22 protein-coding genes and 1 pseudogene are annotated in these 26,547 nt (G+C 43.1%); 3 read left to right on the plus strand and 20 right to left on the minus strand.

The genetic code is table 11. The features are described 5' to 3' along the window. Nucleotides 1-563: 563 nt before the first annotated feature. The 8 genes from pepV to cdaA form a co-directional block, all read right to left on the minus strand. Complete coding sequence (gene pepV, locus SST62_RS0106755) at nt 564-1,964, minus strand: dipeptidase PepV (RefSeq protein WP_029186763.1); 1,401 nt, start codon at nt 1,962-1,964, stop codon at nt 564-566. Between the two features lie 315 nt (nt 1,965-2,279). Then, nucleotides 2,280-3,485 carry a serine/threonine transporter SstT gene (gene sstT / locus SST62_RS0106765; RefSeq protein WP_029186764.1) on the minus strand — a complete coding sequence of 402 codons (1,206 nt, stop codon included), beginning with the start codon at nt 3,483-3,485 and terminating at the stop codon, nt 2,280-2,282. A 368-nt stretch (nt 3,486-3,853) separates the two neighbouring features. Further along, nucleotides 3,854-4,633, minus strand: coding sequence for a trypsin-like serine peptidase (locus SST62_RS1000000111930; RefSeq protein ID WP_050571896.1), 780 nt, complete (start codon nt 4,631-4,633; stop codon nt 3,854-3,856). A gap of 172 nt (nt 4,634-4,805) precedes the next feature. Next, on the minus strand, nt 4,806-5,582 hold the full coding sequence (locus SST62_RS0106790) for a class I SAM-dependent methyltransferase (protein ID WP_029186765.1): 777 nt from the start codon (nt 5,580-5,582) through the stop codon (nt 4,806-4,808). A 104-nt stretch (nt 5,583-5,686) separates the two neighbouring features. Then, a complete protein-coding gene (locus SST62_RS0106795) occupies nt 5,687-7,231 on the minus strand; it encodes an ABC-F family ATP-binding cassette domain-containing protein (protein ID WP_029186766.1) in 1,545 nt (514 codons plus the stop codon). Nucleotides 7,232-7,394: 163 nt separating this feature from the next. Beyond that, nucleotides 7,395-8,744 (minus strand): phosphoglucosamine mutase, encoded by a 1,350-nt coding sequence (glmM, locus tag SST62_RS0106800; RefSeq protein ID WP_029186767.1) that lies wholly within the window; start codon nt 8,742-8,744, stop codon nt 7,395-7,397. A gap of 12 nt (nt 8,745-8,756) precedes the next feature. Further along, nucleotides 8,757-9,461, minus strand: a complete 705-nt coding sequence (locus SST62_RS0106805; protein ID WP_024399761.1) for a YbbR-like domain-containing protein — start codon at nt 9,459-9,461, stop codon at nt 8,757-8,759. Beyond that, on the minus strand, nt 9,451-10,305 hold the full coding sequence (cdaA, locus tag SST62_RS0106810; RefSeq protein WP_029186768.1) for a diadenylate cyclase CdaA: 855 nt from the start codon (nt 10,303-10,305) through the stop codon (nt 9,451-9,453). Before cdaA ends, SST62_RS0106805 begins: the two co-directional genes overlap by 11 nt. Nucleotides 10,306-10,488: 183 nt before the next feature. On the opposite strand from cdaA, the gene murT reads away from it, so the two are divergent. Both murT and gatD read left to right on the plus strand, forming a co-directional pair. After that, complete coding sequence (gene murT / locus SST62_RS0106815) at nt 10,489-11,832, plus strand: lipid II isoglutaminyl synthase subunit MurT (protein ID WP_029186769.1); 1,344 nt, start codon at nt 10,489-10,491, stop codon at nt 11,830-11,832. Beyond that, nucleotides 11,832-12,617: a lipid II isoglutaminyl synthase subunit GatD gene (gene gatD / locus SST62_RS0106820; RefSeq protein ID WP_029186770.1), complete on the plus strand. Its 786-nt coding sequence runs from the start codon at nt 11,832-11,834 to the stop codon at nt 12,615-12,617. The genes murT and gatD overlap by 1 nt, the downstream gene beginning before the upstream one ends. A 38-nt stretch (nt 12,618-12,655) precedes the next feature. Here gatD and SST62_RS0106825 read toward each other — a convergent pair whose 3' ends face one another. From SST62_RS0106825 to SST62_RS0106860, 8 genes and pseudogenes are all read right to left on the minus strand, one after another. Beyond that, nucleotides 12,656-13,483, minus strand: a complete 828-nt coding sequence (locus SST62_RS0106825; RefSeq protein ID WP_029186771.1) for a putative RNA methyltransferase — start codon at nt 13,481-13,483, stop codon at nt 12,656-12,658. 1 nt (nt 13,484) lies between these two features. Continuing rightward, nucleotides 13,485-13,961, minus strand: a pseudogene (locus SST62_RS01000000111620) (DUF3955 domain-containing protein). 197 nt (nt 13,962-14,158) lie between these two features. Continuing rightward, nucleotides 14,159-16,057 carry a ribosomal protection-like ABC-F family protein gene (abc-f, locus tag SST62_RS0106835; protein ID WP_029186772.1) on the minus strand — a complete coding sequence of 633 codons (1,899 nt, stop codon included), beginning with the start codon at nt 16,055-16,057 and terminating at the stop codon, nt 14,159-14,161. A 101-nt stretch (nt 16,058-16,158) separates the two neighbouring features. Beyond that, a complete protein-coding gene (locus tag SST62_RS0106840; protein ID WP_029186773.1) occupies nt 16,159-16,524 on the minus strand; it encodes a hypothetical protein in 366 nt (121 codons plus the stop codon). A gap of 9 nt (nt 16,525-16,533) precedes the next feature. Continuing rightward, the gene (locus SST62_RS0106845) at nt 16,534-17,229 is read right to left on the minus strand and encodes a M57 family metalloprotease (protein ID WP_029186774.1); all 696 of its coding nucleotides are present in this window, start codon (nt 17,227-17,229) and stop codon (nt 16,534-16,536) included. 65 nt (nt 17,230-17,294) lie between these two features. Beyond that, on the minus strand, nt 17,295-18,071 hold the full coding sequence (locus tag SST62_RS0106850; RefSeq protein ID WP_029186775.1) for an alpha/beta hydrolase: 777 nt from the start codon (nt 18,069-18,071) through the stop codon (nt 17,295-17,297). Nucleotides 18,072-18,130: 59 nt separating this feature from the next. Next, nucleotides 18,131-19,792, minus strand: a complete 1,662-nt coding sequence (locus tag SST62_RS0106855) for a ribonuclease J (protein ID WP_029186776.1) — start codon at nt 19,790-19,792, stop codon at nt 18,131-18,133. 366 nt (nt 19,793-20,158) lie between these two features. Continuing rightward, the gene (locus SST62_RS0106860; protein ID WP_029186777.1) at nt 20,159-21,142 is read right to left on the minus strand and encodes a HaeIII family restriction endonuclease; all 984 of its coding nucleotides are present in this window, start codon (nt 21,140-21,142) and stop codon (nt 20,159-20,161) included. A gap of 112 nt (nt 21,143-21,254) precedes the next feature. On the opposite strand from SST62_RS0106860, the gene SST62_RS0106865 reads away from it, so the two are divergent. Continuing rightward, nucleotides 21,255-22,490 carry a DNA cytosine methyltransferase gene (locus SST62_RS0106865; RefSeq protein ID WP_029186778.1) on the plus strand — a complete coding sequence of 412 codons (1,236 nt, stop codon included), beginning with the start codon at nt 21,255-21,257 and terminating at the stop codon, nt 22,488-22,490. 64 nt (nt 22,491-22,554) lie between these two features. Here SST62_RS0106865 and SST62_RS0106870 read toward each other — a convergent pair whose 3' ends face one another. From SST62_RS0106870 to SST62_RS0106885, 4 genes are all read right to left on the minus strand, one after another. Beyond that, nucleotides 22,555-23,313: an ABC transporter ATP-binding protein gene (locus SST62_RS0106870; RefSeq protein WP_029186779.1), complete on the minus strand. Its 759-nt coding sequence runs from the start codon at nt 23,311-23,313 to the stop codon at nt 22,555-22,557. Further along, complete coding sequence (locus SST62_RS0106875; protein WP_029186780.1) at nt 23,310-24,176, minus strand: ABC transporter permease; 867 nt, start codon at nt 24,174-24,176, stop codon at nt 23,310-23,312. Before SST62_RS0106875 ends, SST62_RS0106870 begins: the two co-directional genes overlap by 4 nt. Before the next feature lie 22 nt (nt 24,177-24,198). Then, nucleotides 24,199-25,200, minus strand: coding sequence for a tryptophan ABC transporter substrate-binding protein (gene trpX, locus SST62_RS0106880; protein WP_079267451.1), 1,002 nt, complete (start codon nt 25,198-25,200; stop codon nt 24,199-24,201). A gap of 699 nt (nt 25,201-25,899) precedes the next feature. Further along, on the minus strand, nt 25,900-26,547 hold a 648-nt coding region (locus SST62_RS0106885), incomplete at its 5' end, for a MucBP domain-containing protein (protein WP_029186782.1).

Raw genomic sequence — 26,547 nt, forward strand, 5'->3', positions numbered from 1 at the left:
CCACTTCTCAGAGTTTGGGTCAACATCTCTGCGCAGTGGTTGATTGGGTTTAACAGTCCAGTGGAGTGAAACAGTTTGGGGAACTGTTTCAGCCTGAGCCTAAAAATGAAAAAGCGAGGTAAAAAGGTTGGAGATAAGATTTGTGAAGCAAATCTCTGCAATTCGTGTTTTACACTCCAAATCCGACCTCTACGACTGTTGCGAACAAGTTCGCTTCATTTCCAACCTCCAACAGTCACTACTCTGACTTAACGATTGATGCGAACTTTGTTCGCTCTATCTCCAACCTCCAAAGGTTCCCCGAACCTTTGGAGCTATGCGGGGGTGGGAGTTCAAAAGGTCTGGGAGACCTTTTGAAGTAGGAAATACAAGCTGACGGTAGTCAGATCACATAATTCAAAGTCTGGGGATAGACTGTTTCAGGTCAACAACTTGAAACGAAAATTTGTTGACGAACTCGTTTTGAGACCAATCGAGTTCTTTCTCACTCCCAAAAAACGAACAATGAGTAGCTGAAAAACTAGCCTTAGATAAAAGTGCTGTACTGTAAATATGGGTTCGTATTATTTGATCAATTCATAAATAGCTTCTGCGTAAATGGCAGCGGCACGGCAGAGTTGCTCAACTTCGATAAATTCGTTAGCTTGGTGCATGGTGTTGACATCGCCTGGGAACATAGCTCCGTAGGCAACACCACGTTTGAGCAAGCGGCCGAATGTACCGCCACCGATTACTTGTTCGTGACCTTTCAAGCCTGTGTGTTTTTCATAAACAGACAAGAGGGTTGCAACCATTGGGTCATCGATTGGGCAGTAATGTGGGGTGTGGCCATGCTCAGACAGGCTGACAGTTTCCACGCCCAGTTTTTCCAAACCAGCCTTGATAGCTTCAGGGTTGGTATTTTTTGGATAACGGAAGTTGAGGGCAATGGTGTTGTCAGATGAAGTTTCTTCAAATTGAAAGACACCTGCGTTCATAGAAAGGGCACCCATTTGCTCATCGTAGATGGCTACGCCGAGTTTTTTAGCGTCATGGTCTTCTAGAAGGACTTGTCCTGCCAAGTCAAGATAGGCTTTGGCTGCTCCGTCAAAGGCGAATTGGCTGAGGAATTTTGCCAAATAGGTTGCTCCGTTAACACCTTCTTCTGGGGTTGAACCGTGGGCTGATTTTCCGATGACGGTGACTTGAACTTGACCGTTTTCAAGGTTTTCCGCGTCAGCTTTTAGGCCATAGGCTGCTGTGAATGCTGCCAACTTGCTATCCAAGTCTGCTAGGTCGCCAGAGATGATAGCTGTCGCAGATTCAGGCACCATGTTCTCACGCAAACCGCCTGCGAAGGAATGCAGTTTAGCAGCTCCGCTATTTTCCCCCGCAAAATGAAGATAAGCTGTGATATTGCCCTTTTCGCCGTTGATAATCGGGAACTCGGCATCTGGAGAAAATCCGAAATCTGGCAGGGGAAGGCCGACGTGCTCGAAGTAGTAATCCATATCCGCCCAGCCTGACTCTTCGTCGGTACCGACGATGAAGCGGACTTTTTTAGAGGTCGGAAGCCCCAACTCCTTGATGATTTTCAAGCCGTAGTAGCAAGCCATGGTCGGTCCCTTGTCGTCAGAGGATCCGCGGGCAAAGAGCTTGCCGTCGATGATTTGCGGCTCGTACGGGTCGGTATTCCAACCACTTCCTGCTGGCACCACGTCCAAGTGACCGAAAATACCGAGGACTTCGTCGCCCTCGCCAAATTCAAAGTGACCTGCGTAGTTGTCAACGTTCTTGGTCAGATAGCCGTCACGCTGAGCGATTTCCAGGAACTTGTCCAAGGCACGCACTGGTCCAGGTCCAAATGGATGCTGGGCATCTGCCTGGCTGTCGTCACGCTCAGAATTGATGCGTAAGAGGTCAAAGAGGTCCGCTAGAAACTCATCTTTGCGTTTGTCAAACTCTGCTCTAAAATTTACTGTCATGTGTTCTCCTTTTCAGTATCGTCATTTGGTTTCTCTTTTATTACTGCGACGAGCGAGGAAACATCGTTTCCTTATTTCCAACTTCAAACACTCCACTGGAGTGTTTGAACTCACCTTGCCTAACTCCAGTTATGCCTGCGGCTGTTGACACAAACTTCGTTTGTTTCATCTCCAACCTTCAAAGGTTCCCCGAACCTTTGAAGCTAGTAATAAAAGTAAACCAAAAGACTATATCAAAGTAAGTCTATTTTATCATAAAATGAAAGAGATTTCAGAAGTAAAGCGAAGAAAAAAAGTTGGTCTCCCAACTTCTTTCTATTTTTTCCAGGCAGATCGTTCTGCTACAACTGTAAACAAAACATCGGTTGATGAGTTGAGGGCTGTTTCACAAGAGTCCTGAATCACTCCGACCACAAATCCGACTCCAACTACTTGCATGGCTAACTCATTTGGAATACCAAAAAGACTACATGCTACTGGGATGAGGAGAAGCGAGCCACCTGCTACCCCAGATGCTCCTGCTGCTGACAGAGATGCAACAACGGATAAAAGAAGAGCTGAGCTGAAATCAACACTGATGCCAAGTGTATGAACAGCTGCCATTGTTAAAATATTAATCGTAATAGCCGCGCCAGCCATATTAATTGTGGCACCGAGCGGAATGGATACTGAGTATGAATCTGGATCCACTCCTAAACGTTTGCAGAGCTGCATGTTGACAGGGATATTAGCTGCTGAACTTCTTGTGAAAAATGCCGTAACCCCACTAACCCGAAGACATTCAAACACCAGCGGGTAAGGATTTTTCTTCATTACAAGAAAAGCAATCAAGGGATTGACAACAAGCGCGACAAAAACCATGCTTCCAACCAAGAGTAAGAGCAGTAAACCATAGTCTTTTAAAGCTGTCAGACCATTATTTGCAATGGTATAGAAAACCAAGCCCATGATACCAAATGGTGCCAGACCAATAATCCAGCCTACAACTTTAGAAGTCACTTCCGCAGCAGATTGTAATAAATCTTTTGTTGTCTTGCTTGCATGACGAAAGGCCAAGCCAAACACTGCCGCCCATGTCAAAACACCAATATAATTAGCCGTTGCAAGTGCATTGATTGGATTGTCAACGACCTTCAACAAGAGGTCTTGGAATACTTCAGCAATCCCTTGTGGAGGAGTAATGTCCGTAGTCGTTGTAGTAGAGAGAACCAGTTTAATAGGGAATAAATAGCTTGCTCCTACAGCAATGAAGGCCGCAGCAAAAGTGCCAAATAGATACAAGCAGATAACTGTCCTCATATTCGATTTTTGACCAGCAGGAGCTTGTGATAGAGCATGCGCAACTAGTGTCAGAACCAAAAGAGGAGCTATAGCTTTCAATGCTCCTACAAATAGACTACCAAAGAGAGCAATGACTGTTATTTTTGGAGCAATTAAGCCTAGTAACACTCCCAAAACAACACCAATTCCAATTTTTCGGATTAAATTCATTTTTTTCCATACAGATATTATTTTATTCACTCATTTACCTCCAAACAAACATTTTTCAATCATAGCAGAAAAATCCAGTCAGGTCAATAGCCTTCGCTTCTAAAACCTATTTTCTGCATGATGCAATCTATGTGTGGCGCCCATATTTTTACGAATAAATATACATCTGTAATCAAAACAAAATACTTTATAAGCTTTATCTACTTACTGCCCAGACCTCAACGATTTACGCAATCATTTTTTTACCTAAACAGATGACTCCACTACTTACTTTTATTTCAAATGACAGCTAGGTAACATTGACCTATCATTTTTTTATGTGCGAAAAATGTGTTAGGATTGCAATTAAAAGCCCTGCCTTATCAGTAAAGCAGGACTTTAATGGCTCAAGAATATCTCTAGTAAATATCAATATTTTTGATACCATTCTTATCAAATAATTGTGTTTTCATCTCCATAGTCAACGGAGTAATAACGATTTTTGAATTAGAATCAATATTGGATACGACACCGATAATGCGACCGTCTACAACAACAGGAGAGCCGGATTGCCCCTTAACACCTGTGATATTGGTTTGAAGCAAACCGTCATAACGGACTTCCGTAATGGTTCCATATTCGTATTCCCAACGTCCGTAGAGATTAATGCTGTTGCTGACCATTAGAAATTGGCGGCCAACTAGGTCATAGGTGTTACGGTAAATTCCTAGCCGAGCATTTGCCGTATTGGCTGTCTGTGTTTTTCTGCTAGGGGTGGTGATTTTCACAAGGGCTACGTCACGACTAGCATCCCATGTTCCACCATATCCTGGCATCGGAATGAAGGGATTGAAGGTATTGGTTCTCTTAATTTCTGACAGTTCATAGTATGGTGAAGCATCACTCCAAACAGCATTTCCAGACCACGTTTGGCTGGTCACACGTCCAGTCCCATCATCAGCCACTACGTGAGCTGCGGTTAATAAAGTATTCGGAGCTATCAGAATGGCTGAACCTTTTTTGGTTTGACCGGAACCAACATTTACTTCCAAATAATGTGATAAATTATATGGATAACTATTGCGTAGAGCTGGATCTGAAACGTGAGTCGTCTGTGCTTCAACCTCTACTATTGTAGGAGGAGCCACCGATAGACCGACACTAAGAAGGGCTACGCCAAGCAGTAATTTCGTTTTCATTTGAAAACCTCCTGTTTTTCTTTCATTATATCAATCCTAATTACAAAATGCAAACGTTTCCAAGTTTTTTGTTCAACGATTTGGCTCTTCTCATCCATTGACAATAGCCCCAAAATAGGACTAGTACTTATCCAACTAGCCCTGTTAAAATACTTTCTGTCAGAAGATTTGCCTACCACTTTATCGATAAATTCGCTATATAATCTGAGGCAAATTGAGTCAAGCGATTGCGACTGTCTTTGGATTCATAAAAATCAATCATGGCAAAACCAGCTCGTAATTGCCCTGCAATCTGTTCTTCTAAGGTGTGACTAAATTCATAGCCATATTCTGGGTCAATCGTGATTTGTCCTGCTTCTTCTAATTGTCGTGCGTTGAAAGGTAGGCTATACTTGGGCACCAAGGTCTTGTCTGGACTGTCCCAAACATCGTCCCCGTCAAAGATATAAATCCAAGGGTTCATGTAGCCAGCCATGAGCAGTCCGCCTTTTTTCAAAACCCGATAGGATTCCTGCCACATATTTTCCAGATCTTCGATATAGACATTTGAAACAGGGCAAAAAATGATGTCAAAACTCTCGTCTTCAAAAGGAAAAGGCTGTGTCATATCTGCCTGCACCGTCTGCAAGTTCAGATTTTCCCGCTCCGCAACCAAACGATCCTTGTCCAACTGTTCCTTGGAGAAGTCCATAATGGTCGTTTGGTAACCGTGAGCCGCAAACATCGGCCCCTGTTGACCGCCACCGCAGGCCAAACCCAACAATTGCTTGCCTTGGACCTTTTCAAACCAGTCAAGCGGTACCGTCTTTCCAACCGTCAGGGAAACTGTCAGGGGCTTTGCTTTTGACTTTTCAAATTCCTCATGACTGAGGGGAATTGTATAGCCATTTCCCTGTCTAGCTGAAACCCGATTCCAACGTTCTTGGTTGTAGTTTACATAATCTGTCATTCTTATTTCTCCTGGTAGAGGCCTAGCAAGTCTGATCTCTTTCTATTCTATCAATATTATAGCATAAAGAAAGAGAAAAAGCTACCTTTCGATAGCTTCTTTCCTTATGTCAAGTCGTTAAAGTCCCAGACATCATCCACCCAGCCTTCATAAAAATCAGGCTCGTGGCAGACCATGAGAATAGAGCCCTTGTAGGCTTGAAGGGCACGTTTGAGTTCATCCTTGGCATCCACATCCAAATGGTTAGTCGGCTCGTCGAGAACTAAGACATTGTTTTCACGGTTCATGAGTAGGCAGAAGCGAACTTTAGCCTGCTCACCACCTGAAAGAACTTGAATTTGGCTTTCGATATGCTTGGAAGTCAGACCACAACGAGCCAAGGCTGCTCGTACTTCTGCTTGGTTAAGGGCTGGAAAGGCATCCCAAACGGCTTCCAGCGGGGTCTGACGATTGCCACCAGCTACTTCTTGCTCGAAATAGCCTAGTTCCAGATACTCCCCGCGCTCCACAGAACCACCCAGCGGTGGAATAATCCCCAGCAAACTTTTAAGAAGGGTAGATTTACCGATACCATTGGCACCGACAATGGCAATCTTCTGGTTGCGTTCAAAGGTCAGATTGAGCGGTTTACGTGTCAATACACGGTCATAACCAATTTCCAAATCAGTCGTTTGGAAGATAAAGCGGCTTGGAGTTCGAGCCATTTTGAAATCAAATGATGGTTTTGGTTTCTCTGCTTGAAGCTCAATAATCTCCATTTTATCCAGCTTCTTCTGACGAGACATGGCCATGTTTCGAGTTGCAACACGGGCCTTGTTACGGTTAACGAAGTCCTGCAAGTCTGCGATTTCCTTCTGCTGGCGCTCATAGGCTGCCTCCAACTGAGCCCGCTTCATAGCATGGACTTCTTGGAATTGGTAGTAATCACCTGTGTAGCGAGTCAAAAGCTGATTTTCCACATGATAGACAATGTTAATCACATCGTTCAAGAATGGAATATCATGCGAAATCAAGACAAAGGCATTTTCATAGTTCTGCAAGTAACGTTTGAGCCAGTCAATATGCTCGGCATCTAGATAGTTGGTCGGCTCATCTAGAAGCAAGATGTCAGGTTTTTCCAAGAGCAATTTTGCCAAAAGAACCTTGGTCCGTTGACCTCCAGACAATTCCGTCACATCCTTGTCCATACCGTATTCCATGACACCAAGAGCACGCGCTACTTCGTCAATCTTGGCATCAAGCGTATAGAAATCACGGCTTTCCAGACGGTCTTGCAGCTCACCAACCTCTTCCATGAGGGCATCCATATCGGCTCCCTCTTCTGCCATAGACATGTAAATATCATTGATACGAGCTTCTGTCTTGAAGAGTTCATCGAATGCTGTCCGCAAGACATCACGGACTGATTGACCTTTTTCTAGTTTAGCATGCTGGTCTAAATAACCTGCTGTTACATAACGTGACCATTCAACCTTGCCCTCATCAGGCTGCAGCTGACCTGTCACGATGGACATGAAGGTCGATTTCCCTTCACCATTGGCACCGACAAGACCGATATGTTCCCCTTTCAAGAGACGGAAGGAGACATTCTCAAAAATCGCACGGTCACCAAAACCATGACTCAAATTCTTTACTTCTAAAATACTCATAATTTCCTCATAACATCAAAGAACTGGAGTAACAAACCCCAGTTTTTACTTTTATTTTCGCAGTAGTTGAGTGGAATTTCTTCGCCTATCAGCTGTGAAATTCCTACTCAACCTTGCGGGGGTTAGACAACGAAATCAAACTCTACGAGTTACTGATTTCTGTCTAACTCCCGATTTCCGCACGGACCACATCGGCAATGGTGTCCACGTAGTAATCGACTTCAGCATCCGTTGGCGCTTCTGCCATGACACGCAAGAGGGGCTCAGTACCACTTGGGCGAACCAAGATACGACCGTTGCCAGCCATTTCTGCTTCCATTTTTTCAATGATAGCTGCAATAGCAGGTACTTCCATAGCCTTGTCTTTCATGCTGTTTTCCACACGGATATTGACCAATTTTTGTGGGTAAATGGTCACTTCTGCTGCCAATTCTGACAACTTCTTACCAGTTTCTTTCATGATTTTGGTCAATTGCACAGCGGTCAACTGGCCGTCGCCTGTGGTGTTATAATCCATCAGAATCACATGTCCTGACTGCTCACCACCGACATTGTAGCCACCTTTACGCATTTCTTCTACCACATAACGATCACCAACTGCGGTCACAGCTTTTTCAATACCTTCACGGTCCAAAGCCTTATGGAAACCAAGGTTGGACATAACGGTTGTCACAATGGTATTTTTTGCTAAAAGACCTTTTTCAGATAGGTACTTACCAACGATGTACATGATACGATCGCCATCGACCAAGTCACCATTTTCATCGACAGCAATCAAGCGGTCACTATCACCATCAAAGGCAAGTCCAATTTGACTACCTGTTTCCTTGACCAGTTCTTGCAATTTTTCAGGATGAGTTGAACCAACGCCCTCATTGATGTTCAAACCATCTGGATTTTCAGCCATGACTGTCAATTCAGCTCCCAAATCCGCAAAAATCTGACGGGCAGAAGTTGATGCAGCGCCATTGGCAGTATCCAAGGCAACTTTCATGCCTTCCAAATCTGTACCAGTTGACACCAAGAATTGCTGGTACTTACGTAGACCTTCTGGATATTCTACCACATCTCCTAAACCTTGAGCAGATGGGCGTGGTAATGTGTCTTCCTCAGCGTCAAGAAGAGCCTCAATTTCCGCTTCCAATACATCATCCAATTTGAAACCATCACCAGCAAAGAATTTGATACCGTTATCTTGCGCTGGGTTATGACTTGCAGAAATCATGACACCTGCACTTGCTTTTTCAGTTTTGACTAGGTGAGCAACACCCGGTGTCGCCAAAACTCCCAATTTATACACATGAATCCCTACTGATAGAAGCCCTGCAATCAAGGCAGCCTCTAACATTTGACCTGAGATACGTGTGTCACGCGCCACAAAGACACGAGGAACATCCGTCTCATGCTGGCTAAGGACATAACCACCAAAACGACCCAATTTGAATGCTAATTCTGGCGTTAATTCTACGTTTGCTTCTCCACGGACACCATCTGTCCCAAAATATTTACCCATTTTCATAACCTCTTATTTTGTTTTTGTAAGTATAATTTGCATATTTGCTTCCGTCTGAGACAGTACAACTGGCAAGACATTGCCATCGCTGTCTACAGCCTGTAATTTAGCTGTGCCACTATAATTCTCAGACAGATTGCTCACATCCATCGCAACAGCTTCGACCCGATCAATCTTAGCCATTGTTTCTTCATCCGTTGTCACTTTAACGGTATCTACGTTGACTGAAACCTTAGACAGACTGTAACCTTCTGCCAATTGATTACTATAGACTCGACCTGCTACTGGGAATGCCTTGCTAACTTTTTTACCAATCTTGACGGTAATCGCATCAGGTGCCAGTGTCGCACTCACTCCTGCCGGCAAATTGGTCAATTGTAGCTTGACAGTTTGTGTCCCATCACTCAACTCTCTCAAATCCGCAGTCACTTGAAAAGTCCGAGTTGACTCATCGGATTCTCTCTGTAGGAGAACACGATTAGAGCCCCTTAATTCAACTGCCACCGTCGAAGAAAATCCGGAAATAAAATACTTGTTTGTATCATATTCAATCTCAATCGGTACATTGTTAAGTGTGTGAACATAGGTTTCTGACTCCGTGTTCTGTGCAGCTGATTCTGAATTTTTATAGTTGGTGGTTGTTGCATAGAAAAAGAGCAACAATGCTAGAAAAATAGATAGGGCTAAGTGACCTACAGCTTTAAACTTATCGTTCATGTTTGCCACCTCCTAATCGCTTCCAGATGGACTTTTTCTCTACATTTTCAGAAATAAAAGTCGCTCGCAACTCTGCTTCAAACTCATCCAAAGTCAAGTCATGTTTGAATATCCCGTTTCGTGCAACAGAGATACTGCCAGTTTCTTCAGAAACAATAAACACAAACGCATCAGATACCTCCGATAAGCCAATGGCTGCACGGTGTCGTGTTCCAAATTCCTTTGAAATTCCTGCGCTCTCTGACAGGGGCAAATAAGCACAAGCAACCGCTACTTTGTCTTCCTTGACAATTACGGCCCCATCGTGTAACGGTGTATTCGGGATGAAAATATTTATTAACAATTCCTGAGATATATCCGCATTGAGAGGAATCCCCGTTGCTCTATATTCCTGTAATGTTTGGGCTTGTTCTACTGCCACAAGTGCACCAATTTTACGCGGAGACATATAAGCAACAGATTTGAGAAAAGCAACAATTAACTTTTCTTCTGCACTCACAGTATTTGCCCCAAAAATCTGAGTTGTCCTGCCAAGTTTTTCAAGCATGGCACGCAACTCTGGTGCAAAAATAACTACTGCTGCAATAACTCCATACGTGATTACTTGATTAATCAGCCAAGCAATCGTCTGCAGACCGAATAAACTAGCTATAATCTGGACAATAATGAAGAGAAAAACCCCTCGAATCAATGTCATAATTTTAGTACCTGCAATAGCCTTACTAAAATTATAAATTAAATAAACAACGATACTGATGTCAATCAAGTGTAAAATTGCAGTCCATGGACTAGCAATCAGGCTTGACCAATAACCAGCATCTAATAACTGGTTTAAGTTTAGCATACATTTCTCATACTTTCTAACTCATACAGATAATAATAGTTTTATTATATCATATTTTCACACCAATTCTTTAGAAATCAATGAACATCTCATTAAAAATATTACAAATATACTTCAATCCTATAACTTGAAAGAAGGTACTCCATTCTAGAAAATCCCCAACCTTTGTGATAAAATAGTCCCATGAAATTAAATACATTATTAGGGATTGCCGCAGGGAAAGCCAGCCAGTTTGTCCTCAACAAACTAGGACGTGGTACTACCCTGCCTGGGAAAATTGCCCTCAAATTCGATAAACATATTTTAGATAGTTTGGCTAAGGATTATGAAGTCGTTGTTGTGACAGGTACTAACGGTAAGACTCTGACCACCGCCCTGACAGTTGGCATCCTCCAAGAAGCCTTTGGAGAAATTACGACCAATACCAGCGGCGCCAATATGATTACGGGGATTACAGCAACATTTTTATCCGCCAAGAAAAATAAAAATGGCAAGAAGATTGCCGTCTTGGAGATTGATGAAGCCAGCCTGGCCCGTGTGACCGACTTTATCAAGCCTAGTCTGATTGTCTTCACCAATATCTTCCGTGACCAAATGGACCGTTACGGCGAGATTTATACCACCTACCAGATGATTTTAGATGGGGCTGCCAAGGCACCTCAGGCGACCATTCTCGCCAACGGTGACAGCCCACTTTTCAACTCGACGAGGATTATCAATCCAGTTAAGTACTACGGTTTTGCGACGGAAGAGCATGAGCCACGTCTGGCCCATTACAATACCGAAGGCGTTCTCTGCCCGCATTGCCACCAGATTATCCAGTACAAGCTCAATACCTACGCTAACTTGGGCAGCTACATCTGTAACAACTGTGGCTTTAGCCGACCTGAGCTGGATTACAAGTTAACAGAGTTGAAGGAAATTACCAATACTTCTTCTACCTTTGCCATTGACGGTCAGGATTATAAAATCAACATCGGTGGGCTTTACAATATCTACAATGCCCTGGCAGCTGTCAGCGTGGCAGAATTTTTCGGCGTTTCTCCTGAGAAAATCAAGGCAGGATTTGACAAGTCTAAGGCAGTCTTTGGTCGCCAAGAAACCTTTAAATTGGGCGATAAAGATTGTACTCTGGTCTTGATTAAAAACCCTATCGGTGCAACCCAGGCCATTGAAATGATGAAACTGGCTCCTTACGATTTTAGCCTGTCCGTCCTTCTCAATGCCAACTACGCTGATGGAATTGATACCAGCTGGATTTGGGACGCCGACTTTGAACAAATCACTCAAATGGACATTCCTCAAGTCTTTGCAGGTGGTGTTCGCTCGTCTGAAATTGCCCGTCGCCTCCGTGTGACTGGCTATCCAGAGGACCAGATTACTGAAACGCCAAAACTGGAAGACATCATGACCTTGATTGAGCAGTCTAGCAGTCAGCATGCCTATATCCTCGCAACCTATACGGCGATGCTGGAATTCCGTGACTTGCTGGCTCAACGCCAAGCCGTTGGAAAGGAGATGAAATAATGGTCTATACATCATTAAAAAGTCCTGAAAAAGACTACACTTATGATCTCCACATCGCTCACCTCTACGGCGATTTGATGAATACCTATGGTGACAATGGCAATATCCTCATGCTCAAGTATGTAGCTGAAAAACTGGGTGCTCGCGTCCAGGTGGACATCGTTTCCCTAACAGATGAATTTGACAAGGATTTCTACGACATCGCCTTTTTCGGCGGTGGTCAGGACTATGAACAATCTATTCTTGCAAAAGATTTACCAACTAAAAAAGACAGCCTAGCAGACTTTATCGAAAACGACGGTGTCATGCTGGCTATCTGTGGTGGCTTCCAATTGCTTGGTCAATACTACATCGAAGCTGGCGGCCGCAAGATTGACGGACTGGGTATCATGGGCCACTACACCCTCAACCAGACCAACAACCGTTACATCGGTGACATCAAGATTCACAATGATGAATTCAATGAAACCTACTACGGTTTTGAAAACCACCAAGGCCGTACCTTCCTAGCTGACAACCAAAAACCGCTGGGCAAGGTTGTCTATGGCAATGGCAACAACAAGGAAGACGGCGGCGAAGGCCTACACTATAAAAACACCTTCGGCAGCTACTTCCACGGACCAATCCTGTCCCGCAATGCCAACCTAGCCTACCGCCTAGTCACAACTGCCCTCCGTAAAAAATACGGACAAGACATCCAACTTGCCAGCTACGCTGACATCCTCAGCAAAGAAGTCGCTGAAGAATACGGCGATGTAAAAAGCAAGGCAGAATTTGAGAAATAAAGCAAAACCGCTTCTGAATCCAGAGGCGGTTTCATTTTTTATTCAGTTCCTACTAAAAGCACTCCCTCAACCGTAATCTCGGTCAACTGGCTCAAATCCAACTTGGACTGGTCCACTTGGAAAAAGAGGGGCGTCATGTCTGCCAAGACTTGGGCATGGGCGACTGTAATCGGCATGGTCCGGCTGACCAGCACTTGCTCCACCTGCCCCACGTAAGACTTGAAATGGTCCACAATATCCTGGTTATCATAGGACTCCTTGCGGAGTTGGTCTTTGGCTAAATGGCGGAGCTCCTTGAGGTGATTGGGGCCTGGGACCAGCTTGAGAATAGCCCCACCAGCTTTCAGTACTCTGGCAAACTCATGATAATTGGCTGGGGAAAAGATGTCCAAGATGCCGTCAATGGTCTTGTCTTGAATAGGCAACTTGGTTAAGTCACCGACAAACCATTTGACCGACTTGGTACTGTCTGTTTTCGCTGCTAGGAGTATAGAATCCTTGGAAATATCAAAAGCAAGAATGTCCAAGTCCATTTTCTCGGCTAACTTACGAGAATAAAAGCCCTCTCCACAGCCGATGTCCAAGACAGACCGCAAGCCCAGCTCTGCTATTTTTCCCTCCAAAGCCTCATAAAGATGATCGTAATAGCCCGCCTCTAAAAAGGCCTGGCGGTTCTCAAAGCTAGACTTGTGGTAGTTGGCGGACTGCTTGACCTGAGGTGCCAGATTGACGTAGCCCTGCTTGGCGATGTCGAAGGTGTGGCGGTTGGGACAGCGGAGGCTGTTGAGGTCAAGACCAAGAGCCTGCCTACAATGTGGACAGGCGAAAAATTGGTCGCTATTAATGAAACGTGGGTGTTTGGTCATGTTAGGTATTTTCTTTTCTAAAGCGGTGAAGGGCTAGTCCTGATAGGAGCGTTGCAATGGCTCCTGTAAAAACTAGCAAGTAGCCGACTGGGAGCAGGTAGAAGTTTTCGTGTAGAATGCCATTGGAATCGACATATTCGACGGAATTGGCCTTGATGAGAAAGCAAACAAAACCTAAGACCATGAGAAAGCTTCCGATAATGGTAATGGTCAGGTGCATCTGGGTACGGCGGCCTTCACGACCGTCCTTGACTAGTTTTTCTGTCATGTTGTTCATGTCAGTTCCTCCTAAGATAAGTTGATCTAGGGAGATTGAAAAGACAGAGGACATGAGAATCAAGAGTTCCAAGTCGGGTAGGTTTTTGTCATTTTCCCAGTTGGAAACAGCCTGCCGTGTCACATTAAGTTTGAGGGCAAACTGTTCCTAGGTCAAGCCTTCCTTCTTCCGTAAGTCCTTGATTTGTTGTCCAAAGTTCATTTCGTTCTCCTTTCTAGGCCCTGTCTGGCAGGTCCTGACTTTATCTTAGCTCGTCGGTTGATGTTTGCCAAGAAAGGCTGGCTTGCAATAGAACTTTTGACCGCAAGAGAACTTTGCGGCAGACTTTTTCCAGCGCAAGTGCTACTTGCAGGCTTGATATGATAGCGTTTCTGACAGACTGTCAACTTCCTGTCAACCTAGCCCATCTGCTCAGATAATGCTTCCCATTCTTCCATGAGGCTTTCTTGTTGGGCTGTCAGTTGGTCGATTTCTTTCTGGTAATCGGTCAGCTGGGCGATATCGTTTGTTTCTAGCATGGCTTGGTTGAGCTCGCTTAGGCGGTTTTCGATGTTGTCAATTTCTGCCTCGATTTGCTCGATGCGGCGGGCCAGTTTGCGTTGCTCTTTTTGGTTTTCCTTTTGGGCTTGGTAGTCCATGGCTCCGGCTGATTGGCTGGTGCTTTCTAGCTGGTCAGGCTGGGCTTCTACTTCCAGCTCTGCCTTTTTCTCTAAATAATAATCATAGTCGCCCAAGTAGAGTCTGGAGCCCGTTTCCGAGATTTCTAGCACCTTGGTGGCGACGCGGTTGATGAAATAGCGGTCGTGGCTGACAAAGAGCAGGGTGCCGTCAAAGTCGATGAGGGCATTTTCCAGGACCTCCTTGCTGTCGATGTCCAGATGGTTGGTCGGCTCGTCGAGGATGAGGAAGTTGTTGTTTTCCATGGACAGCTTGGCGAGGAGCAGGCGGGCTTTTTCCCCACCAGATAGCATGGACACGGACTTTTTGACATCATCGCCTGAGAAGAGGAAGGCTCCAAGGCGGTTGCGGATTTCCACTTCAGGTGTGGTCGGAAAGGCTGACCAGAGTTCTTCCAAAACGGTGTTGGAAGGCGTCAGGGCCGACTGGGTCTGATCGTAGTAGCCCACTTCCACATTGGCACCGAGCTTGGCTTGACCTTTGATAAATGGCAGAGCTCCGATGATAGACTTGAGCAGGGTTGTTTTTCCGATACCATTGGGACCGACAATGGCAATGGCATCCAGCTTTCGTTGGTCAATGGAAATAGGCTGAGAAAGTATTTCTCCATCGTAGCCCACCGCAGCATTTTCCACTGTCAAGACGATATTTCCTGAAGTCTTGTCCGACTGGAAAGTCATGTTGGCTGACTTCTGACCAGTTGTTGGCTTGTCCAGTCGCTCCATCTTTTCCAACTGCTTGCGTCTAGCCTGAGCACGCTTGGTGGTCGAAGCACGGACAATATTTTTCTGGACAAAGTCTTCTAACTTGGCAATTTCCTTCTGCTGCTTTTCATAGTTTTGCAATTCCGTTTGCAACTTCTGCTCTTTGAGCTCGACAAACTGAGAGTAATTGCCCACATAGCGGTCCAAGGAATGCTTGGTCAAATCCAGTGTCAGTGTCGCCACCTTGTCCAAGAAATAGCGGTCATGGCTGACGATAATCAAGGCTCCCTTGTAATGCACTAGGTAGTTTTCCAGCCAGGCAATCGTGTCAATATCCAGATGATTGGTCGGCTCGTCGAGGACCAAGAGTTCTGGGCTTTCTAGAAGCATTTTTGCCAGAGCAAGTCGAGTGTTTTGACCGCCAGAAAGTTCGGAGATTTTCATGTCCCACATGGTCTGGTCAAACTTAAAACCGTTCAAAATAGCACGAATATCTGCTTCATAGTTAAAACCACCTGCCAGACGAAATTCTTCTGACAAACTATCGTAGGTCTTCATGAGCTGGTCGAGTTCATTACCAGACAAACTGCCCATTTGCTCTTCCATAGACCGCAGGCGTTTCTCCGTCATCCGCAGGTCGTCAAAGACATGGAGCATTTCATCATAAATGGTATTTTCAGACTCAAAACGGCTATCCTGTGCCAGATAAGAAAGGGACAAATCTCGCTTGGTGGAAATCTCACCGCTGGTCGCTGCTTCTTCTCCGACAAGGATTTTGAGCAGGGTAGACTTGCCTGCCCCATTTTTTCCAACAAGGGCAATCCGATCCCGCTCGTCCACTTGAATGTTGATATTGTCAAATAAAACTTCGCCCGCAAATGAGCGTTCAATCTTGTTTCCACTTAGAATAATCATAAAAATATTGTACCATAATTTAGGGTAACAGTGCGGAATCCTTTTTCTGATTTCAACAAAAAAACAGCGACTTTACCGTCACTGTCCTTCTCAAAAAATATTTAGACCAAACCGCTAAGCAATTCCTTATTCTGCCAGAGCAGGTAAAGACCACCGCCGATAATAATCAGCATAATGACAAACTTAATCAAGCCCTTGACAAAGCGGATGACCAACATCAATATCATAGATACAATCAGCCATCCCCAAGCGGAAGAATTGAGTAAGGTTTGCATACTCTCTAGACTTGCACCTGTCCAGGCCTTAATTGGTTCGGGGATTTTATCAAACCAAGTACTATCTATACCGATTTGTTCCATAATCGAATGGCTAGTAGATTGTAACCAAGCAAAAATACCTGCATTGTAAATGAAAAGCAAGGCTTGCTCTGGGTAACGTTTTATAGTATTCGTAATTGTTCGTAACATATTTCTCCTCTATTCTGAATACAAGGCCACTACAGCATCAATATCTGCTTGCTGGATACCATGATTGGAGCCAGCTGATTCCATGACGGATGTTTGACTATCGTCATGATCTAAACCAATGGCATGGCCCAATTCATGCTCAGCCGTATGGATGATTCGATCCATATCATAACCATATTGATCATTCAATAAATAATAACTATTCAATCGTACCGTCACAGAACTATAATAATTGGTCAATAAATTTGTCGTTGAATTTGCCTCACCTGCTGCCTGGGTATTCCCATCATTCATCTCTGTTGCAATAATATCGGCCTGACTTGGGTCACTTGTCATCACAAAAGTGAAGGCCCCTGTCGCATTCCAATTGGCAATAGCTGTTTCATAGGCAGCTACAAATGTTGGATTCTGGGTTTCAAGGTAAACAGTCGCAGTATTGCTTTCCCATCGACCATGATCGGCTGTATTGACCGTATCCGTCGTCAGGTGTTTAATGGTATTAACACCTTCTTCAATCGTCACTTCTGACTGCCCTTTGACCATCAATTGCACTTCTTGAGCTAGAGTTTGTAACATCTGAGGCGCTGCTTCTTGCTGGAAATAAAACAATAGCCCCAAGCCACAAGCAATGATGACCATGGAAAGCCATACCAGACTCCAAAATATCCGCCAAATAAACTTAAAGAAATTAGTAATAAAAGACATACACTATACCTCTCTCTCGAAATAGATTTCAGTATAGTGTTTTTTTCTGAAACTTTTCTTAAATTCTAGGACAATCTTTCTTCCAATTTGAAATCAATGGGCAGCCAAGCCAATACTTTTTCAATCTGTTGGTTCCAGTAATACCACTCATGTTTGCCAGGTCCGAAACTCGCTTCGATATCAAAGCCTAGCTCTTTCAGCTCTCCAACTGCCTTTTGATGACCTTCAAAGAGAAAATCTTCCTCACCACACCAGGCATAGAACTTGGTCTTCTTGTCCGATAATCGACAAATATTGGTCAGAAGATTTGGATTTTCTGGGTCATCAACATCTCCAAACACACCTTTCCAATAGGCAGAACTACCTAATTCAAAGGCAGATGGACTGGAGAAATCAACTAGCAAGGCTCCTGAAAGTGAAGCTGCGTATGAAAAACGATTGGTCATCATGGCAATCTTAAAGGTTCCATAGCCCCCCATGGATAATCCAGCGATAAAATTCTTCTCACGTTTGTCTGACATATTGGGGAAAAATCGTTTGAGGACTTGAGGAAGCTCAATCGCAATAGCATCATAATAATTCATGCCATAGGTGGTATTGGTGTACCAACCCTTGTCTGTATTGACCATGACAACGATTAGATTGGTATAACGTACTAGTCGTTCAATAGTTGATCGATTGAGCCAGGAATCTTGATTTCCTCCCATTCCATGCAACAAATACAAAACAGGAATGTCTTTATCATCAGGATTGTCCACACGATTGCGATCTGGATACAAGACCGTAACCTGTCTAGACATATCCAATACTTCTGAATGGTATTCAATTTTCATTATTGCCATAAATGTTCTCCTTATGGTAAAGAGCCTGAGTTCCCCTCGGCTCTTCACAAACTATTCACTTATTTTACTTCCATAATCACCGGCAAAATAGCTGGGCGACGTTTGGTCTGGTCGAATAGGAATTTCGCTAGATCATCGCGAACAGCACTCTTGAGTTCTGTCCAATCAAAGCTATCCTTTGTAAAGTAGTTTTCTACCGTTGTATTCACTAATTCAGAAGCCTCACGCAAGATATCCTTGCTCTTCTTAACATAGACAAACCCACGCGTATTGACCTTGGCCTTGGAAATAATTTTCTTCTCACGGCGGTTGACAGTGATAGCAACGATAAAGATACCATCTTCTGAGAGGATTTTTCGGTCACGAAGGACAATATTTCCAACATCTCCCATGGCATTTCCGTCAATCATGACATCACCAGCAGGAACCGCTCCGCTATGGACAAAATCACCATCTTCAAAAGCCATGACATCCCCACGCTTGACGATGATAATATTTTCTGGGAACATGCCGATTTCAAGCGCAGCCTTGGCATGAGCATCTAGCTGACGGTACTCCCCTTGAACTGGGAAGAGGTACTTAGGACGGAGGATATTGAGCATGAGCTGCAAATCGCGCGCATTACCATGACCAGACACACGCAGGTTTTTGGTAATAGATTTGACCGTTCCACCAGCCTTGTAAATCAAGTTTTCGACACGAGCCACCACTGCTTCTTTAGAAACGCTTGGTGTGGTAACAATGTAAACCAAATCTCCGTCCTTGATTTCAACATAACGGTGGCGACCAATAGCCATCTTGCGAAGACCATTCAAGGGTTCACCCATACGACCGGTTTCCAAGATAATCAATTCATGGTCTTCATACTTGCCCATATCCTTTGGTTTAACCAATAGGCGTTCGCTAACCAAACGCAGTTTTTTCAATTGGATAGCGGTACGGACAATATTTTCTACATCATGTCCTGTCAATACGACACGACGACCAGTTGCTTCTGCCGCATCAAAAATCTGTTGAATACGTACAATATTGCTGGCAACTGCAGCCACGATGACACGCCCCTCACAGTCTGCAATGGTGTTGAAAATTTCTTCACCCGCTTCATGCATACTAGCTGACTGCACATTGCTATCGGCATTAGCCGAGTCGGATAAGAGGGCCAAAACTCCTTCAGAGCCAATTTCTGCCAAACGACCAAAGTCCGTACGATAGAATTTATCTGCAGCCTGGTCAAATTTGAAATCACCTGTGTAGACGATATTTCCTTGGTCCGTCTTGACAACAATCCCCAAACTTTCTGGAATAGAGTGAGTTGTTTTAAAGAAGGAAACTACTGAATCCCCGAAGTCAATCTCCGTTTCCGCATTGATAATATGGAAATCATTAAATTTCTTGGTTGCATTATTCCCTTTGACAATTAATTTTGCCAATTCAATGGTCAAATGTGACCCAAAAACAGGTACTTTTACTTTCTCTAAAAGATAGGGTAAAGCACCAATCGAATCTGCATGTCCATGTGTCAAAAAGACCCCAGCCACACGGTGCTTGTTTTCTTCCAAATAATCAAAGTTGGGAACAACCACATCGACACCAAGTTGCTCATTTTCTGGATACTTAGCTCCCGCATCCAAGACAAAAATATGCTCATTTACTTCGGCAATATAGAGGTTTTTTCCGTTTTCACGTACCCCACCGAGAGCCATGATTTTTATGCTACTCATTATTTCTCCTTTTTGGGACATCCCACAGGTGTCCTCTAGTTTTTTCTTACCAACGGTCCTTGGGAGTTCCAAGTCGAATTACAGTCTGCTATGTCGGAGCTCTATTTGCAAAAGACACACTTTGGTTCAAAATTTATTCAACCATCAAAGCAACTTTTAATAGAATTTCCTAAATAGCTATCGCTTCTATTATACATTTTTTCAAGAAAATTTACAAAAACTCTGCTAAAATTCAACAGAGCTCACATCATATTAAATTCTAGTTACAGTTTGGTATTAAGATATCGATTCTTATTAAAATTTAAGACATATTAAAAGTCTGGATTGCTCCAGACTTTAGTCAAACAGATTGCCGTATGTCGATAATCAATCTTCCCAATACTCTTCAACATTTGTCACACTCTGAGGGATACCAATTAACTGAATATCAAATTTTAAGGAAGGTTCCACTCTCGAAGAGGCATTATGAATACGGAAACTGATGGACCAACCATTATCCATAATCAACTCCAGAGTATTTTTAGAACCTCTCTTGTAGTCTAAAGAGAAAATTCTTGTTGGTAAAACAGTTGACAAGCCCTTAACCCTTGTCTTTGGACGAATGGTTTGATAATTGATAGATAAGGTATCATTTAAGTTGAATGCTTGAACAATCGTTTTCCGTTCCTTATCCTTTGCGATGACTTTATAAAAATCTTTTCGTCCTAGTAGATACTCAATTAGAAGTTTGGGGACATCCTGATCTTGCTCGTATAGACGAAGCAACTCAAATTTAAAAGCTTCAAGAACAGGTAAATAAATTTCCACTTCTTTATTTTCAAACATGGTCCACTTATGCTGCTCAGCTTTATCCAGGTGCTTGGTTTCATCCCTCAAAATTGCTAACCTAGTGAATACAGGCTTGATGGCTTCAAAGTAATCTCTAGAAACTGGAAGTCCCAACCATTTCATACCAAAATCTATATCATTGGATAGCCTAGAATGTTTTAGGGCGTGATGATTATGTTTACAAGAAATCCCAATCTCCCAATCAGTTTCACCTTTGATAAATACAATATCCCTAACATCACCATCTCCACCACTTTTATCAACTAAAATGGATAAGGTTACTAATTCCTGACCATTAGACAGATTGGGTTCTGCCTTTAAAATAGTAGTTAGACTTGCCTTAGCAGCTTGGAACATATCTTCTTGTAAAACGCTATCTAATTTTTGGAAATTATCCCGTGCAGTTAGATAGGCCTTGCTCTCTTCAATTTCACATCTCATACCCAATTCTGTCAAAGCCTTGTAAAAAGTTGTAATACAAGCATATTCAAATCCTTTTCCTTGTACTGTCTGCTTAGCCATTCTACTACTCCTATATATTTTTACTACCTTTATTATCCCACAATAGTTTCTACTGGCCAAGTTTATTTTTTTTTGTTATACTTGTAAAGTATATATTCAGTTGGGAGTTCTTATGAAAAAAACAAACAAGCAATTTATATCTTCATCCACCTTCACTGTAGAAGAGATTGAAGAAATATTACAAGCTAAAATCAAAGAAGAAACTCAAAAAGTCGAAGATGCCATTACTCAAGAGGAAAAAGATAAGGAACAAGCTGTTATTGATACTATTCAATACGATGAAAGCAAAATCAATATTGTTTCCCTCTTTAGTGGCTGTGGTGGACTTGATTTAGGTGTCGAATTAGCTGGTCTTGTTGCTCAGTACGGTCAAGAAAAAGCTTATCAACTGTTCCAATCAAAGTTGTCCTATGATAGTCACAGAAACAAGCTTATCAATTTCATTTTTTCAAATGATTTATTTGAATCAGCAAATCAGTCTTACCTAAAAAACTTCCCTGATACGACTTACAAAAGTTCTAAAAATATCCAAAAAGTTTCCCTTTTTCCAAAATCCAATATCATTCTTGGAGGATTTCCTTGTCCAGGCTTTAGTGTTGCAGGTCCACGCTTGCTTGATGATGAGCGTAACTTCTTATACATTCATTACATCCGTGCACTCATGCAGTCAAAACCTGAGTTCTTTATTGCAGAAAATGTTAAAGGTCTAATGACACTCGGAAAAGGAAAAGTGCTAGAACAAATTACAGAAGACTTTGCAGCCGCTGGCTATGTCGTTACTGCTCACCTTGTAAACGCACGAGATTATGGAGTTCCACAATTAAGAGAACGTGTTTTCATTATTGGTGTAAGAAAAGATATTCAGAAAAAATTCAACTATGTCTATCAACTGCCACCAGCAACACACGGTCCAGATAAAGAAGCATATGTCACACTCAAAGATGCCATCGGAGATTTACCTCTTGAGCCGAGCGATGTCTTCGATTCAACATATTCTTCTATGTACATGAGCCGAAACCGTAAGAAAACATGGGAAGAGCAAAGCTTTACAATCCAAGCCAGCGCTAGACAGGCACCCCAGCATCCCCACGGATTACCTATGAAAAAAATAGACAAGGAAACATGGGTATTTCAAGGAAACCATAATCGTAGACTATCTGTCAGAGAATGTGCTCGCATTCAAACCTTTCCGGATTGGTTTGAATTTTCTAACGGAAATAAAGGAAATGTGACAGAGAACCATCGATTAAATGAACAATATAAGCAAATAGGAAATGCTGTACCTGTTATGCTGGCTGAAAAAATTGCCAGACCTATTGTCGAATTTTACTACAAAAATCTACTATAAAAAACAAGAATCCTGACCAAACACAGGATTCTTTCTTTATCTTTATTGACACATAAACCTCAAACTAATCAAACAACTTGTAATAATCTTCCAGTTTCATCTTGGATTTTTCCTCTGCTGTTTGGTCCTGAATAATCTGACCATTTTTCATGACAATCAAGCGATTGCCGTGACGGAGAGCATCTTCCATTTGATGAGTGACCATGAGAGCCGTCATTCCCTTGGTCGCAATCAATTCATCCGTTAACTGCATCAAGGATTGACTGGTTTTGGGGTCAAGGGCTGCGGTATGCTCATCCAAGAGTAAAAGTTCAGGCTGTTTCAAACTCGCCATCAACAAACTCAATGCCTGGCGTTGACCACCTGATAAGAGACCTGCTGGCGTATCCAGATGTTTTTCCAGACCATTTCCCACTCTCGGCAGAAGCTGGGTAAATTCTTCGGTCTGTTGGGCCAATCTGCGTGGCACCAAGCCCCGTCCCTCGCCACGATACTTAGCGATAAGCAGGTTTTCTGCTACCGTCATCCGCGGAGCTGTTCCCATTTTAGGGTCTTGGAAAACACGGGCCAGATACTTGGCACGCTTTTCTGCAGGCCAATTGGTCACGTCCTCACCAAGAATATGGACCGAACCACTAGTCAAGGGTAGGGTTCCAGCAATGACATTAAAGAGGGTTGACTTCCCAGCACCATTTCCACCCAAAATGGTAATAAAATCACCTTGGTAGATGGTCAAATTGACATTGTCCAAAATCACACGTTCTTCATCAAAACCGTTTGTCACCACCTTGGTGGCATTTTTTAATTCAACAATTGCATTCATCGTGACAGGCTGGCTCCTTTCAGAAGTTTATTTTTCAGCTCAGGAACCATGAGGCAGACCGCCAAAATCATGGCCGAGAAGATACGGAGGTAGCTGGTATTGATACCGAGGGAAATGACCACCAAAATTAAAAACTGATAGAAAATCGCTCCGACAACAATGGCCAAGAATCGTTCTAACATAGTCAGGTTTCCATACAAGACCTCACCGATTATCAGACTAGCCATACCGACCACGATGACCCCAATACCACGCGACACATCCGCATAGCCTTCTTGTTGGGCAATCAAGGCACCCGCAAGAGCGATGATGCCATTGGAGAGGACTAAGCCTAGCAATTCCATTCGACTAGTATTGATACCAAAACTGCGAGCCATATCTGGATTATCACCCGTTGCAATAAAGGCCTGCCCAAGTCGGGTATAAAGGAAGAATATCAAACAAGCAATGACTAGAGCAATACTGCCCAGACCAAGCAAGAGACCATTCACCTGCTCTGAAAATGGAAGCAAGTCCTGTAAACGACTAGTATTTAACAAGCCTAAATTTGCCCGGCCCATGATAAAGAGAATGATGGAGTGGCAGGAAGACATCACTAAAATACCAGCCAAAAGTGTAGGGATTTTCCCCTTGGTATATAACAAGCCTGTAACCAAGCCTGCCATGCACCCTGCCAATACAGCTGCCAAAGTTGCCAAAACAGGATGAACTCCCTGAGTGAGCAAGGTAACAGCAACTGCACCACCTAGAGGGAAAGAGCCTTCGGTCGTCATATCAGGAAAATTCAGAATCCGAAAGGTAACGAATATTCCCAAACCTAGTACAGCCCATAAAAGAGCCTGTGAAACTGTTGATACAATCATATTTTTCCTTTTCTCTTATCTCTTATTCGATAACCTTGCTTGCTTTACTAATCACGTCATCTGACAAGGTAATTCCTAATTCTTTAGCAACTTTTTGGTTAACGACAACGGTTCCTTCGTTAAAGATTTGTACAGGTGTATCCGCTGGATTGACACCATCAAGAATTTTCGCAGCCATCTTACCAGTTGCCACACCCAAGTCATATTGGCTAAGGGTAACAGATGCGATACCTCCACCTTCTACCATATCTTCTACGCTGGTGAAAATCGGAGTTTTGGTTTTATTTGCCACAGATACGACAGTTGAAAATGCTGAGGCAACTGTGTTATCTACTGGTGTAAAGAGAACATCTGCTTTACTACTTGCGACCTCTACTGTCGCTGCAATTTCATTACTAGAAGCAACTGCATATTCAAGAACAGTATAGCCAGCCTCTTCTGCTGCTGTCTTAAATTCCGCTACTTGAATTTTTGAATTGTCCTCGTTTGAAGAGTAGAGGACACCGATTGTTTTTACATCTGGTGTGATTTCTTTGATGAGTGAAACAGCGTCCGCAACTGGTGTTTGGTCAGATACCCCTGTGATGTTGCCACCAGGATTTTTCAAGTCTGTCACCAAGTTTGCACCAACTGGGTCCGTTACAGCCCCCATGATAATGGGTAATTCTGTGGTTGCATTGGCAAGACCTTGTGCAGCAGGTGTTGCGATACCAATCAATAATTCATTGCCATTGTCCACCAGTTTTTTACTCATGGTTTGAACTTGGGACTGGTCAGCCTCAGCATTCATAAAATCAATCTCCAGATTATCCGTCGTTGAATAGCCCCCTTCTTCTAGTCCAGCCTTAATTCCCTTGTAAATCTCATCTAGTGAATCATGCGTCACAAACTGCAGAACCCCAATTTTAACTTTTTCAGAGCTAGCAGACTGACTACTCTGCTCTTTTTGCGTCAAAAACAGGGCAGCAACTACCATCACAGTAAGGGCAACAATTGTAGCAAGTAAGTTTTTGTTTTTCAACATATTCATTCTCCTTTAAAAATACACACTATCCAATCTCTACGTCATCACTATTTTATTCCACCATCGCCATCGTTTCATCTTGATTACCTCATATTATCTACCATAGTCAAAGTAGAATGTCATTATCTGTATACCGTTTTTTTCAATTGAACAACAGTCTACAAAGACAAGGAAAAAGCCCCCACATACTGAAAAACAGTACGCGAGGGCGTCAATGACACGGTGCCACCTCACTTATGGGAATTGTCTAGAATCCTCCCATATCTCATCTCCTCTAACAAGGAGTTGCACTGTAAGGTGTGCGGACCGAACTATCATTGTTTTAAGTTCATTTGCGTGATTGATTTGGCTGATTACTTCGTTAGCTCTCCTTGCTATACCGCCAGTATAAGCTGCGTTGAACTACCTCGTACTCAGCCAAAACAGTCTACGCAAAGTATATTACACCAAACAATCGTTGTGCATCTAAGTCTGGAAACAGACAATTCTGCACATCAGCCCATTTCATAAAACTCCGCCACCCATTCTCAGCACCATGGGCTCCCTGAAGACTTCTGCTTTACTACTTCTTCTGATTACAGACGATTATACGGCATCCATCAGTCTTTGTCAATACTTTTGATTAAATTTTTACCAATTGACAAGAGAAATGATACACCCAATTTAGCTTGATATGTTGCAAATCTTACTAAATTACTACTATTTTTCTTTGCGACGACGTGACGCCACTGCAACTGTACACAACAAAGCTAAACCTACCAATGCAAGTGCAGATGTGCTTTCACCTGTTTCTGGCAAGATTGCGCTTGTCTTAGGTGTTACTTTTGTTGTCTCAGTCACCGGTGTTGTTGGCTCCTCATTTTCTTGCTTATAAACGTAAGTTACATGAGTTTCACCTTCAACTACTTTACCTTTTGCATTATTTGGAATACGAGATTCTACAAGAATGTAACGTTTTCCATTGAATACAATCACTTTTGGACGATTGTCTGAAGTTTCGTAGTCTCCGCCCACTGTACCGTTCTCAGTATCAACTACTGGTGTCTTGATAACATTACCATTTTCATCAACATAATGAACAATTACTTTACCTTGTTTTTCAACAACTGGTGGAACAACTGGTGTATCAACAACTTCTTTATACTCATAAGTGATAGTTTGCTCGCCTTCTTTTACAACGCCGTTTTCTGGGACATCACCTTCGTTAGTACGTGTACGAACAAGCTCGTAAGTCTTACCATCTTTTGTGATAGTAGCTGGTGGAGTGTCACCATATGGCTCATCTACTGGTGTATCAGTTGGTTTGACTGTCTTATCGTCTGCGATTTCAGTCTCTGTACCTTCGAT

The sequence above is a fragment of the Streptococcus suis YS56 genome (assembly GCF_000440115.1).
Lineage (GTDB): Bacteria > Bacillota > Bacilli > Lactobacillales > Streptococcaceae > Streptococcus > Streptococcus suis_L.